The 13,646-nt window shown below is 60.1% G+C and carries 6 protein-coding genes and 3 rRNA genes; 8 read left to right on the top strand and 1 reads right to left on the bottom strand.

What is annotated here, in order from left to right:
- Positions 1-20: 20 nt before the first annotated feature.
- The 4 genes from CGK93_RS20955 to rrf all read left to right on the top strand — a co-directional run bounded on the left by CGK93_RS20955 (position 21) and on the right by rrf (position 6,828).
- Complete coding sequence (locus CGK93_RS20955; protein ID WP_089596478.1) at positions 21-902, top strand: alpha/beta fold hydrolase; 882 nt, start codon at positions 21-23, stop codon at positions 900-902.
- A gap of 440 nt (positions 903-1,342) precedes the next feature.
- Positions 1,343-2,861 (top strand): 16S ribosomal RNA (locus tag CGK93_RS20950).
- A gap of 543 nt (positions 2,862-3,404) precedes the next feature.
- Positions 3,405-6,560, top strand: a 23S ribosomal RNA gene (locus CGK93_RS20945).
- Positions 6,561-6,711: 151 nt separating this feature from the next.
- Positions 6,712-6,828, top strand: a 5S ribosomal RNA gene (rrf, locus tag CGK93_RS20940).
- The 16S, 23S and 5S rRNA genes sit together here, the layout of an rRNA operon.
- Positions 6,829-6,908: 80 nt before the next feature.
- Here the strand turns inward: rrf and CGK93_RS20935 are convergent.
- On the bottom strand, positions 6,909-7,919 hold the full coding sequence (locus tag CGK93_RS20935) for a patatin-like phospholipase family protein (RefSeq protein ID WP_089596477.1): 1,011 nt from the start codon (positions 7,917-7,919) through the stop codon (positions 6,909-6,911).
- 203 nt (positions 7,920-8,122) lie between these two features.
- On the opposite strand from CGK93_RS20935, the gene CGK93_RS20930 reads away from it, so the two are divergent.
- The 4 genes from CGK93_RS20930 to CGK93_RS20915 all read left to right on the top strand — a co-directional run bounded on the left by CGK93_RS20930 (position 8,123) and on the right by CGK93_RS20915 (position 13,631).
- Complete coding sequence (locus CGK93_RS20930; RefSeq protein WP_089596476.1) at positions 8,123-8,686, top strand: GNAT family N-acetyltransferase; 564 nt, start codon at positions 8,123-8,125, stop codon at positions 8,684-8,686.
- Between the two features lie 235 nt (positions 8,687-8,921).
- Complete coding sequence (locus CGK93_RS20925; protein ID WP_011776355.1) at positions 8,922-9,209, top strand: HU family DNA-binding protein; 288 nt, start codon at positions 8,922-8,924, stop codon at positions 9,207-9,209.
- A gap of 142 nt (positions 9,210-9,351) precedes the next feature.
- A complete protein-coding gene (locus tag CGK93_RS20920; RefSeq protein WP_442857002.1) occupies positions 9,352-11,658 on the top strand; it encodes a cytochrome c oxidase assembly protein in 2,307 nt (768 codons plus the stop codon).
- Positions 11,658-13,631, top strand: a complete 1,974-nt coding sequence (locus CGK93_RS20915) for an NHL domain-containing thioredoxin family protein (RefSeq protein WP_089596475.1) — start codon at positions 11,658-11,660, stop codon at positions 13,629-13,631. The genes CGK93_RS20920 and CGK93_RS20915 overlap by 1 nt, the downstream gene beginning before the upstream one ends.
- The last annotated feature ends 15 nt before the right edge of the window (positions 13,632-13,646 follow it).

Here is a 13,646-nt window from a genome sequence, read left to right as displayed (position 1 = left end):
ATCTGAAGAAGGAGACCCCCATGACGTTGACACTGGTACCTGAAGCTACCTACCACCGCGTCCCTGTAGCACCCCACGTGGAACTGAACGTTGCCGTCGCGGGGAGTGGACCCGCCGTCGTACTTTTACATGGCTTCCCTCAGACGCATCTGATGTGGCGCCACGTCGCCGCTGACCTGGCGGCGGATCACACAGTCATCTGCCCCGACCTTCGAGGCTACGGAGCGAGTGACAAGCCTGCAGAGGGCGACGAAGAAACCTATTCCAAGCGCACCATGGCCGCCGACGTCGTTGCAGCGGCGCGGGCCCTGGGCCATCAGCGCTTTGCCCTCGCCGGTCATGATCGCGGCGCGCTGGTTGCCATTCGCGCCGGCCTGGATCACGGTGACGCAGTGACTCATCTTTTGTCCCTGGACGTTCTGCCGACCTTGGACATGTGGGACATTCTCCGGGGCGCGAATGCCAAGGTGGCGTGGCACCTGTACCTCATGGCGCAGCCTGCCGGAATCCCGGAGCCCATGATCGAAGCCACGGCCGACGCCTTTTTCGCCTCGTTCCTGGACGGGTGGACCGCTGACCCTGACGCAATTCCGGAGTCTTATCGGGAGGAGTACCTGAGGGCATCACGCGGGGCAGTGGCGTCGATCGTTGCGGACTACCGCGCTTCTGCCGGCATCGATGTAACGCATGATCGGGCCGACAGGGACGCCGGCCGCACTCTGGAGATGCCCGTCACGGTGATGCAACAGGATTGGGGAGCAGTGCTGGGCTACGATGCCGCCGCTCTCTGGGCAGCCTGGGCGCCTGACCTCCGCCACATGACCTTCGACGGCGGCCACTTCATAGCCGAGGAAAATCCAAGTGCCGTCAGCGCTGCGTTGCGGGAGCTGATGAAGCGATAGGAGCCAGCGCCCGACGGCGGTTGGTGGGGTTTTTGGGGGTGGGTTTGGTGTGGGTGGGGTGGGGTGTTGGGGTGGATTTGCGTTGGGGGTTGGGGGCGTGTATTGTTTTCTGAGTCGCCGGGTGCGAAACGGAAAGCCGGAAGGTGTGTACGGTTCGGTAGGCGGCCAAAAATAACTCTTCTTTTCCAATGGCCCTGTTGGGTGCGCTGCTTTGTGTGGTGTGCTGTGGGTGATGTTTTGGGGGGTCTGTTGTTTGAGAACTCAATAGTGTGCCAAGTTTGTTGATACCGATTGTTTTATCAATTGGTTGAAATTATGGCTGGATCATTGCGCACCCCCGTGTGTGGTGGTCTGGTTTTCAGCTGGTTTCGAATTTTGTGCAGCCGTGTTCTACCGTTATTTCCGGTGGGTGTGGTTGTGTCTGTTTGATTTGTTTTACTTCAACGGAGAGTTTGATCCTGGCTCAGGATGAACGCTGGCGGCGTGCTTAACACATGCAAGTCGAACGATGATCCCAGCTTGCTGGGGGATTAGTGGCGAACGGGTGAGTAACACGTGAGTAACCTGCCCTTGACTCTGGGATAAGCCTGGGAAACTGGGTCTAATACCGGATATGACCGTCTGACGCATGTCAGGTGGTGGAAAGCTTTTGTGGTTTTGGATGGACTCGCGGCCTATCAGCTTGTTGGTGGGGTAATGGCCTACCAAGGCGACGACGGGTAGCCGGCCTGAGAGGGTGACCGGCCACACTGGGACTGAGACACGGCCCAGACTCCTACGGGAGGCAGCAGTGGGGAATATTGCACAATGGGCGCAAGCCTGATGCAGCGACGCCGCGTGAGGGATGACGGCCTTCGGGTTGTAAACCTCTTTCAGTAGGGAAGAAGCGAAAGTGACGGTACCTGCAGAAGAAGCGCCGGCTAACTACGTGCCAGCAGCCGCGGTAATACGTAGGGCGCAAGCGTTATCCGGAATTATTGGGCGTAAAGAGCTCGTAGGCGGTTTGTCGCGTCTGCTGTGAAAGACCGGGGCTCAACTCCGGTTCTGCAGTGGGTACGGGCAGACTAGAGTGATGTAGGGGAGACTGGAATTCCTGGTGTAGCGGTGAAATGCGCAGATATCAGGAGGAACACCGATGGCGAAGGCAGGTCTCTGGGCATTAACTGACGCTGAGGAGCGAAAGCATGGGGAGCGAACAGGATTAGATACCCTGGTAGTCCATGCCGTAAACGTTGGGCACTAGGTGTGGGGGACATTCCACGTTTTCCGCGCCGTAGCTAACGCATTAAGTGCCCCGCCTGGGGAGTACGGCCGCAAGGCTAAAACTCAAAGGAATTGACGGGGGCCCGCACAAGCGGCGGAGCATGCGGATTAATTCGATGCAACGCGAAGAACCTTACCAAGGCTTGACATGAACCGGTAATACCTGGAAACAGGTGCCCCGCTTGCGGTCGGTTTACAGGTGGTGCATGGTTGTCGTCAGCTCGTGTCGTGAGATGTTGGGTTAAGTCCCGCAACGAGCGCAACCCTCGTTCTATGTTGCCAGCGCGTTATGGCGGGGACTCATAGGAGACTGCCGGGGTCAACTCGGAGGAAGGTGGGGACGACGTCAAATCATCATGCCCCTTATGTCTTGGGCTTCACGCATGCTACAATGGCCGGTACAAAGGGTTGCGATACTGTGAGGTGGAGCTAATCCCAAAAAGCCGGTCTCAGTTCGGATTGGGGTCTGCAACTCGACCCCATGAAGTCGGAGTCGCTAGTAATCGCAGATCAGCAACGCTGCGGTGAATACGTTCCCGGGCCTTGTACACACCGCCCGTCAAGTCACGAAAGTTGGTAACACCCGAAGCCGGTGGCCTAACCCTTGTGGGGGAGCCGTCGAAGGTGGGACCGGCGATTGGGACTAAGTCGTAACAAGGTAGCCGTACCGGAAGGTGCGGCTGGATCACCTCCTTTCTAAGGAGCTGCTAACAGCTGGTTGCTGTGCCCGCATGGGTGTGGTGGTGGTTGTCAGTGTTGCCCATTGCGCAGGCGTCTGTTCTGCGGTGGGTGCTCATGGGTGGAATATCAACGAATCAAACTTGTTTGGCATGGCCTTTACCGGTTGTGTCCTGGTGCCAGTACGGCAGCATGTGCTCTCCTTTTGTGGGGGGTGGGTGTTGTTGGGAACGCTGCCGGGGTGCATGGTTTGTGGGGGTTGTGTTTGGCGCACTGTTGGGTCCTGAGGCAACAGGACCTTTTTGCAGCAATGCAGAGGGCATCGTTCTGGTGTTTCTTTTGTTCCTGCTTCCGGTTCTGCCGCTGTCCCCGTTTGTGGGGTGGTGGTGGTCTGGTTGATGGGGTTGTTGTTTGAGAACTACATAGTGGACGCGAGCATCTGAGACACACTTGTGGCTGGCCTCTTCGGGGGTTGGTGGGTGTGTTTCTACAGCAATTTCTTATGAATGAACCTGGCCCTTGTGGTCATGGTTCTCTCGAGTAAGTTTTTGATCTTTGTGTGGTCAAGTTTTTAAGGGCACACGGTGGATGCCTTGGCATTAGGAGCCGAAGAAGGACGTAGGAATCTGCGATAAGCCTGGGGGAGTTGATAACCGAGCGTTGATCCCAGGATGTCCGAATGGGGAAACCCCGCACAACGCTGCAAGGTGATTGTGTGACCCGCATCTGAACACATAGGGTGCGTGGGGGGAACGCGGGGAAGTGAAACATCTCAGTACCCGCAGGAAGAGAAAACAATAGTGATTCCGTTAGTAGTGGCGAGCGAACGCGGATCAGGCTAAACCGTTTCCATGTGTGATAGCCGGCGGGCGTTGCATGGGCGGGGTTGTGGGACTTTCCGTGATGGTTCTGCCGGACCGTTGGGGTGATGTGCAGGCATAGGTGAACGGTCTTGAAAGGCCGGCCAGAGAGGGTGGGAGCCCCGTAACCGTAATGTTGTGTGCAGCCTGGAGAGTATCCCAAGTAGCACGGGGCCCGAGAAATCCCGTGCGAATCTGTCAGGACCACCTGATAAGCCTAAATACTTCCTAATGACCGATAGCGGACCAGTACCGTGAGGGAAAGGTGAAAAGTACCCCGGGAGGGGAGTGAAACAGTACCTGAAACCGTGTGCTTACAATCCGTCGGAGCAACCGCGAGTGATCGCATAGTAGTTGTGACGGCGTGCCTTTTGAAGAATGAGCCTGCGAGTTAGTGTTACGTCGCGAGGTTAACCCGTGTGGGGTAGCCGTAGCGAAAGCGAGTCTGAACAGGGCGAGTGTAGTGGCGTGATCTAGACCCGAAGCGGAGTGATCTACCCATGGCCAGGTTGAAGCGACGGTAAGACGTCGTGGAGGACCGAACCCACTTCAGTTGAAAATGGAGGGGATGAGCTGTGGGTAGGGGTGAAAGGCCAATCAAACTCCGTGATAGCTGGTTCTCCCCGAAATGCATTTAGGTGCAGCGTTGCGTGTTTCTTGCCGGAGGTAGAGCTACTGGATGGCCGATGGGCCCTACAAGGTTACTGACGTCAGCCAAACTCCGAATGCCGGTAAGTGAGAGCGCAGCAGTGAGACTGTGGGGGATAAGCTTCATAGTCGAGAGGGAAACAGCCCAGACCACCAACTAAGGCCCCTAAGCGTGTGCTAAGTGGGAAAGGATGTGGAGTTGCGAAGACAACCAGGAGGTTGGCTTAGAAGCAGCCATCCTTGAAAGAGTGCGTAATAGCTCACTGGTCAAGTGATTCCGCGCCGACAATGTAGCGGGGCTCAAGTACACCGCCGAAGTTGTGGATTTCACACATTGCCCTAGCCTTCGTGGTTCAGGGGTGTGGAGTGGTAGGGGAGCGTCGTGTGGGCAGTGAAGTCGCGGTGGAAACCAGCGGTGGAGCCTACACGAGTGAGAATGCAGGCATGAGTAGCGAAAGACGGGTGAGAAACCCGTCCGCCGAATGATCAAGGGTTCCAGGGTCAAGCTAATCTGCCCTGGGTAAGTCGGGACCTAAGGCGAGGCCGACAGGCGTAGTCGATGGACAACGGGTTGATATTCCCGTACCGGCGAAAAACCGTCCATGCCAAGCGGGGGATACTAACCGCCCGGAGCCTGCCCGCTCACCCTTGTGGTGTTGTGGGTTTTGGCCGAGCGCGGGACCTGATCCTGGGAGGTAAGCGTATTAACAGGTGTGACGCAGGAAGGTAGCCGGGCCGGGCGATGGTTGCCCCGGTCTAAGGATGTAGGGTCAGGGATAGGCAAATCCGTTCCTGTGTGCTTCGAGCACGTTCCTGAGATCTGATGGGACTCCCGTATGGGGGGATCCGGTGATCCTATGCTGCCAAGAAAAGCATCGACGCGAGGTTTTAGCCGCCCGTACCCCAAACCGACACAGGTGATCAGGTAGAGAATACCAAGGCGATCGAGAGAATTATGGTTAAGGAACTCGGCAAAATGCCCCCGTAACTTCGGGAGAAGGGGGGCCTGCCCCGTGATGGAGACTTGCTCTCCGTGAGCGGGTGTGGGCCGCAGAGACCAGGGGGAAGCGACTGTTTACTAAAAACACAGGTCCGTGCGAAGTCGCAAGACGATGTATACGGACTGACTCCTGCCCGGTGCTGGAAGGTTAAGAGGACCGGTTAGCCCCTTGTGGGCGAAGCTGAGAATTTAAGCCCCAGTAAACGGCGGTGGTAACTATAACCATCCTAAGGTAGCGAAATTCCTTGTCGGGTAAGTTCCGACCTGCACGAATGGAGTAACGACTTCCCCGCTGTCTCAACCATAAACTCGGCGAAATTGCAGTACGAGTAAAGATGCTCGTTACGCGCAGCAGGACGGAAAGACCCCGAGACCTTTACTATAGTTTGGTATTGGTGTTCGGAGTGGCTTGTGTAGGATAGGTGGGAGACGTTGAAACCCGGACGCCAGTTCGGGTGGAGTCATCGTTGAAATACCACTCTGGTCACTTTGGACATCTAACTTCGGCCCGTGATCCGGGTCAGGGACAGTGCCTGATGGGTAGTTTAACTGGGGCGGTTGCCTCCTAAAAAGTAACGGAGGCGCCCAAAGGTTCCCTCAGCCTGGTTGGCAATCAGGTGTCGAGTGTAAGTGCACAAGGGAGCTTGACTGTGAGAGAGACATCTCAAGCAGGGACGAAAGTCGGGACTAGTGATCCGGCGGTACATTGTGGAATGGCCGTCGCTCAACGGATAAAAGGTACCTCGGGGATAACAGGCTGATCTTGCCCAAGAGTCCATATCGACGGCATGGTTTGGCACCTCGATGTCGGCTCGTCGCATCCTGGGGCTGGAGTAGGTCCCAAGGGTTGGGCTGTTCGCCCATTAAAGCGGTACGCGAGCTGGGTTTAGAACGTCGTGAGACAGTTCGGTCCCTATCCGCTGCGCGCGCAGGAAATTTGAGAAGGGCTGTCCTTAGTACGAGAGGACCGGGACGGACGAACCTCTGGTGTGTCAGTTGTACTGCCAAGTGCATCGCTGATTAGCTACGTTCGGATGGGATAACCGCTGAAAGCATCTAAGCGGGAAGCTCGCTTCAAGATGAGATTTCCATACACATTATGTGTGAGAGGCCCCCAGCCAGACCACTGGGTTGATAGGCCGGATGTGGAAGCGAGGACTAAAGACTCGTGAAGCTGACCGGTACTAATAGGCCAACAACTTACACCACACACAACACACTGCACGCGTCCACTATGTGGTTCCCGAACAACAACACCGTTCCAGGAACCAACAACTAAATAACAACACCACAGTTGTAACCAAAAGTCTTCCCACCCACCCCGAGGCAAACACCACAGGGTTGGGACGGGTAACAGAGTTACGGCGGTCATAGCGTGGGGGAAACGCCCGGTCCCATTCCGAACCCGGAAGCTAAGACCCACAGCGCCGATGGTACTGCACCCGGGAGGGTGTGGGAGAGTAGGACACCGCCGGACAACCATTAAGGCAAGAGCCCCGACCACAGGTCGGGGCTCTTCCCCTTTAACCACCCAACACCAACGCGTCCAAGAACCAGTCAGCCCCAGAAATCGGCCAATTGAGGCGCCAACGCTTTGCCCTGCTGAAATCCTGCTCGGGCCGCTGACGGACGCAAGGACAGATCCATGGCCTTGACGCCGAACATATGCTCGGATTCGTTGGTGGGAAAAACCGTTTCAACCTGGCTGCCGTTGGCTCGCAGCGCCTCCACCTGCCCAGCGAGGTGCATGCCCCACTCCAACGGAGTCCGCGTACGGCCGCCGAAAGGGGCCAACACCAGCACCCGTGCATGCCCGGCTGCCAGGTCTGCGTTCTCGGCGTTGGCGCGGTATCCGCCGTCGATGTACTGGTTGCTGCCGATGCTGTAAGCGAAGCCACTGGCGCAGCTGGCGGCAACTGCGTCGACGAGATCCACTCCGCTGTGGCGGTGGAATGTCACCGGATCACCCGTCCGGGCGTCGACCGCGGTCAGGAGGATGTCCCGTTCCGGCCACTGCGCTTGGGGCAACCGGGTTGCGACCGTGGCCCGCCATCGTGCGCTGGAGCCTTCCATGGCTTCGGCCATGTCAATGGCTGCTGCGCCCAATCTGCGGGGCATGTCCGCCATGTCCGCGGACGCATTCATGATGTTGCCGGTTCGTTCCATCTGGACCACTACTGGCCGGGTACCAGACCCAGCCACGCCAGACCCAACCCGGCCTGACCGAACATGGCCCGCTTGTCCCTGCGGAGCCGCGGCAACGATGGCATCGAACAGTTCGGTTGGTGTCGCGCCGGCCAGCTGGGCTGCGGCGGTGGACCCTGCTGAGGTGCCAACGGTCAGGTCTGCGTTGGTGACGTCCAGCCCGGCATCGAACAGGCCCGCGATGACTCCGATCAGCCACGCGTTGCCTGTTGAGCCGCCGCCACCGAGGACCAAGGCCCGTTGGGGCGCCGGTCCCGTGACGGCAGAATCGGGATCCACTTGTGGCTGGGACTGGACGGACGCAGGTAACCCGGGCGCCGCCGTCGGGCTGGCGTTCAGTGATGAAGAAGTTGATGTGTTCAAGGGAGTCGCCTTTCGCGAAGTGCGTGACGGACGCTCCCCATGGCGACTAACTCAGCCGCGGGATCGTGGACTGCAGGGAGCGCCCACTGTGGATACTGCGTTCATGGGTCTCACCTCCTGCCGAAAGTTCACGATCACGCGAAAAGCTATCACTCCGTAGAGAGCTGCGCAATTGTCGGGGTAGGGGCCGGTAGAGTCTGGGGATGAATCTCACACGACCGGTCTCCCCAAGCGCGGACAGAGCGGGAGGCGAACGGGTAAACCTGCGCCCTCTTGAGCTTTCAGATGCCACAGACCTGGCTTCTGCTTATCTGCGTAATCGAAGGCATTTGGAGCAATGGGAGCCCACACGTGGGGATGACTTCTTTACCGTGGCAGGCCAGGAGGCTTCGATACGAGCCAAGCTCGGCCACTATGCCGCTGGCAGCGAAGTGCCATGGGTCGTCACCGGCAGCCGCGGAATTCAGGGGATGATCACACTGACCGGCATCGTCCGCGGCCCTTTCCAGAACGCCAACCTGGGCTATTGGATTGATGCGGAATGCACCGGCAGGGGTTTGGCGTCGCGCGCGGTTGCCGCCGTCGTGAGTATGGCAACAGAGGAGCTCGGCCTCCATCGGGTCCAAGCCGCGTCCCTGCTCCACAACGCAGCGTCCCAAGCTGTCCTCAACCGGTGCGGCTTCGAACGGATCGGCGTTGCGCCCGCCTACCTGCACATCGCGGGCGAATGGCAGGACCACCTTTTGTTCCAGCGCGTCCTGTTCTGACGGCGCACAGCGGGAAGACTGATGGGGCAGCACGAGGGTGCGGCCAACGGCGTAGGGTACGCCAAGGGCGTAAAGCACCCCTAAAAACCCCGAAAATCCGGTGATTTTGGTCAAAAAGGCGCGGAAACACGCGGAATTTGCTGGCCATGTCAGCCCAAGCTGGTAAGTTTTCGAACAGTGGCTTGCTTGCATTCCGCTTGAAAGCTCAAAAACGTATGAGTCCAGGAGGACGTAAATGGCTAAGAACCGTAGTGAACTCGTTGCAGAGGTAGCAGGCAAGGCTGGCACCAGCCAGGCAGCAGTCAACTCCGTGCTCGATGCACTGTTCGAAGTTTTCGAGACTTCTGTCGCCGCTGGCGAAAAGATCACCATCCCGGGCTGGCTCGCAGTTGAGCGCACCGACCGTGCAGCTCGCACTGGCCGTAACCCGCAGACCGGCGAGACCATCCAGATCGCAGCCGGCCACAGCGTCAAGCTGACCGCTGGCTCCAAGCTGAAGGCTGCTGTCGCAAAGAAGAAGTAATTACTCTTCGGCGAACGCCTGGAAGGGACGGCAACCTGATGGTTGCCGTCCCTTCTGCTTTCTACATATCCACATAGCGCCCGTGATCCACATAGCACCGCCCCGATTCGCAGCCTTGCGACAGGTAGCGGACAATGGATGAGTGCCATCAGCAAGAAATTCCGCAACTGCCCCTTCGCCTGTTCCCACGCCGGGAGCGCGGGGAGGCACTACAGTCGCGGGGATTTCCCTGCCGTGGCAATTGGCCGGTCTGGCGGCGCTGTTCCTGACGCTCGCCGCGGCACTCATCTTCTCGGGCGCTTCCGCAGCACGGCAGGTCTCCGACCCCGGCGAGTTGGTCCGGTGGGGACTTCCGATCGCAAAGGCCATCCACAACGTCTCAGTGGCAACTGTGGTGGGCGGCTTGATTTTTGCCGTCGGCATCCTGCCCAAGAACCTCGGCGGCTCGCGCTCCCGCGAGAAGGACGTTGACGCACCCGAACACCCCGCTTTTGCCCGGGCCCTCGCCGTAGCCGCAGCCGCGGGAGCGGCATGGACATTGTCCGCAGTGGCAGTGCTCGTCCTGACCTACGCAGACGTAGCAGGGCAAGGGCTCTCGGGCGACGCCGAGTTCACCCGTTCGCTGGTGTACTTCATGACGGACATCGAGACGGGCAAGGCCTGGCTCGCCGTCACCATCATCGCCGCAGTGGTCACTACCGCGCTGTTCGGGGTGAGATCTTTGACCGGGCTGGCGTTCACTCTCCTGCTGGCCTTGATCGGCCTCATTCCCACCGCCTTAATCGGACACTCGTCGAGTTCCAGCGACCACGAAGGTGCCATCAACTCGCTGGGACTCCACCTCGTAGGCGTCTCCACGTGGGTGGGCGGAATCATCATGCTCGCTGTCCTTTCCGGGATACTCACGGGTTCCCGGAGCAAGGGAACGCCGGACATCACCGAGCAAACCCTCCGGCGTTTCTCGGCTCTGGCCGGCTTCGCCTTTGTGCTGGTGTTCGCCTCCGGCGTCATCAATGCCGCCATCCGCGTGACCAACCCCGCGGACCTGTTCGGATCCCCGTACGGTCAACTCATCGTCGCGAAGTCCTTGGCCACGCTGGTGCTGGGTGGCATCGGGTTCATGCACCGGCAGTGGGTCATTCCCCAGCTCGGCAAGAACGGATCCATGTCTGCCCGCCGCGTGCTGTGGCAGCTGGTTCTGGTTGAGCTGCTGGTCATGGGCGCGACGTCGGGACTTGCCGTTGCGCTGGGCCGCTCGGCTCCGCCGCAGCCCACCACCTATGCGCCTGATGCATCGCCGTCGTTCATCCTCTCCGGCTACGAGCTCCCTCCGGAACTCACTCCGGAACGCTGGCTGACCGAATGGCGCTTCGACTGGCTGTGGGTGGGAGTGGCGCTGTTTGGTGCAGTCACCTACATCATGGGCATCATCAAGGTCCGCAGGCGCGGAGACAAATGGTCTTGGTTCCGGTCAGTGAACTGGCTGATCGGCCTCGTGGTGCTGACGTACATCACCTCCGGGCCGCCTGCTGTTTATGGCCGGGTGCTGTTCTCTGCACACATGGTTGACCACATGGCCCTGACCATGGTTGCGCCGATTTTCCTGGTCCTGGGCGCACCCGTCACTCTGGCCTTGCGGGCACTGCCTTCCAGAGGTGAAGGGGCCCACGGCTCACGGGGACTTCGCGAATGGCTGTTGCTGTTTGTGCATTCCAGGTTCTCGCAGATCGTGACGCACCCGTTGTTCGCCGCGGCGAACTTTGCGGGCTCTATCGTCCTCTTCTACTACTCGGACCTTTTCGGCCTGGCGATGCGCGAACATGTGGGCCATGAGCTCATGAACCTGCACTTCCTCCTGACCGGCTACATCTTTGTATTGAGCATGATCGGCAGCGATCCTCTGCCGCGCCGAGCACCGTATCCGATGCGCCTGCTCCTCCTGCTGGCCACCATGGGCTTCCACGCGTTCTTCGGGGTGGCCATCATGGGTGGCACCGGGCTGCTGGCCGCCGACTACTTTGGAAACCTGGGGCGGGCTTGGGGTCCTTCAGCCATCGGGGACCAGCAGTTGGGCGGCGCAGTAGCATGGGGCATCGGCGAAGTACCCACGCTGCTGGTGGCGATCGGAGTGGCCGTGATGTGGTCCCGCTCGGATGAACGGGAGACCCGCCGAGTTGATCGTGCCGCGGACAGGAATAACGACGCCGACCTGAGCGCTTACAACGATATGTTTGCCCGGCTCGCCGACCGCGATGCCAAAATGGCAGACCGCACTGCCCAGACTTCCAGGACGGTTCAACCATCCCGGACGGCCCAGGCCGAACGCGGCGATGCCGAAAGCGGCGATGCCGAAAGCGACAATGTCGAACGCGACACCGAACGAAACAATGTCGAACGCGCAGACTCTGCAGGGCAGACTGAACCGAACACCAAGCTGGAAGGACGCTGATGAGCGAAACCGTACGCACCCAACTCCGGGTCCGGGCCTCCGAACTGGAGGGCCGCGGCTGGCTCAACACGGGCGGCAAATCCTTGGACTTGGAGTCCTTGCGCGGCAAGATCGTGCTGCTGGACTTCTGGACCTTCTGCTGCATCAACTGCCTGCACGTTCTTGACGAGCTGCGCCCCCTTGAAGAGAAGTACTCCGACGTCCTGGTGACGGTGGGCGTACATTCGCCCAAGTTCGAGCACGAAGCAGACCCCGTAGCGCTTGCGTCGGCCGTTGAGCGCTACGAGATCCACCACCCGGTCCTGGATGACCCGGAACTCGCCACGTGGAAGGCCTACACGGCCCGTGCCTGGCCCACGCTGGTGGTCGTCGACCCCGAGGGCTACATCGTGGCCCACCTTTCCGGTGAGGGCCACGCCGACGGCCTGGCTGTCCTGTTGGAAGAACTCGTAGCCGAGCATGAAGCCAAGGGAACCCTCCACCGCGGCAATGGCCCCTACGTGGCTCCCGTGCCGACGTCGGGCACTTTGCGTTTCCCGGGCAAAGCCACGCAGTTGCCGAACGGAAACTACCTCGTAGTGGACTCCGGCCACCACCGCCTGGTGGAGCTCCGCCCGGACCTGGAAACCGTGGAGCGTGTTATCGGCTCCGGCACCAAGGGGTACCTGGACGGCCAATCGGAGATCGCACAGTTCAACGAGCCCCAGGGCGTCGCGCTGCTCCCGTCGGAGCTCGCATGGAAACTGGGCTACGACGCCGTGGTGGCCGACACCGTCAACCACCGCCTCCGTGGAGTGACACTGAGTTCCGGTTACGTGCAGACCGTCGCGGGGAACGGTGTACAGCGGTTGCTCGACGCCGGACCCGCCCGAGTGACGGACACGGGCGCCGGTACGTGGTCTGAGCATCACGACGCCGGCCCGGCTGACTTCGCGGCCGATGCCATCGATGTGGGGGCGCTGGGTCTGGGCACCGAGGTTTCCCTGTCCTCACCGTGGGACGTGGTGTGGAGCGAGAAGCTGCAGCGCGTTGTCATCGCCATGGCCGGCACACACCAGATCTTCGCCTTCGACCCCCTGGCCAACGAGGTTTCCATCCTGGCCGGATCCGGTCTGGAGGGCCTGCTGGACGGTAAGGCTGAAGAAGCTTGGTTCGCCCAGTCCTCCGGCCTGGCAATCGACGCCGAGGGCAACATCTGGGTTGCGGACTCGGAAACGTCGTCCCTTCGCCGGTTGGTGCTGAACGACTCCGGAGTCACCGTGGAAACCGCGGTGGGCAAAGGGTTGTTCGATTTCGGCTTCCGTGACGGCGATGCCGCTGAGGCCCGGTTGCAGCACCCCTTGGGTGTCACCGTCCTGCCGGACGGTTCTGTAGCCATCGCAGATACTTACAACGGCGCCGTCCGCCGCTACGACCCCGCTACCAAGTCGGTGTCCACGTTGGCGAGGGGCCTCGCTGAGCCGAGTGACGTCGTTGTGGTCCAGGTGGAAGGCAGCGAGCCGCTGCTTGTAGTGGTGGAGTCCAACAAACACCAACTGGTCCTGGTACCGATCCCCAAGGAAGCCCAGCAAGTGGACGAGGGCGCTTCACAGACGCACCGTCCCAAGAGCCCGGTGACCCCCGGACCGTTGGAACTGGCCGTCCGTTTCACGGCGCCCACCGGCCAGAAGCTGGACGACCGATGGGGCGACCCCACGCAGATGAAGATCTCCTCCACCCCGCCGGAACTGCTGGTCTCCGGGGGCGGAACATCTGTGGGCCTGCTGCGCACCCTGGAATTGTCCGCCGACGTTCCCGAAGGCATCCTTCACATCACCGCCCGTGCGGCTGCTTGCGACGGACCTGAAACTGAAGACGGGGAAATCCCGGACCACGCCGCCTGCCACCTCTACCAGCAGGATTGGGGCATTCCGGTAGTCCTGCAGGCCGACGGAGAGTCCGAGCTGGTCCTGGACCTGCGCGGCATGGACTAAGCCCACTTGACTGAC

Source organism: Arthrobacter sp. YN (assembly GCF_002224285.1).
Classification (GTDB): Bacteria; Actinomycetota; Actinomycetes; order Actinomycetales; family Micrococcaceae; genus Arthrobacter.
This window is presented reverse-complemented; position numbering and strand designations above follow the sequence as displayed.

Excerpts from the sequence above, each read along its gene's own strand:
- CGK93_RS20915 (WP_089596475.1), top strand. The coding sequence starts at position 11,658 with ATGAGCGAAACCGTACGCACCCAACTCCGGGTCCGGGCCTCCGAACTG.
- CGK93_RS20925 (WP_011776355.1), top strand. The coding sequence starts at position 8,922 with ATGGCTAAGAACCGTAGTGAACTCGTTGCAGAGGTAGCAGGCAAGGCT.
- CGK93_RS20955 (WP_089596478.1), top strand. The coding sequence starts at position 21 with ATGACGTTGACACTGGTACCTGAAGCTACCTACCACCGCGTCCCTGTA.
- CGK93_RS20930 (WP_089596476.1), top strand. The coding sequence starts at position 8,123 with ATGAATCTCACACGACCGGTCTCCCCAAGCGCGGACAGAGCGGGAGGC.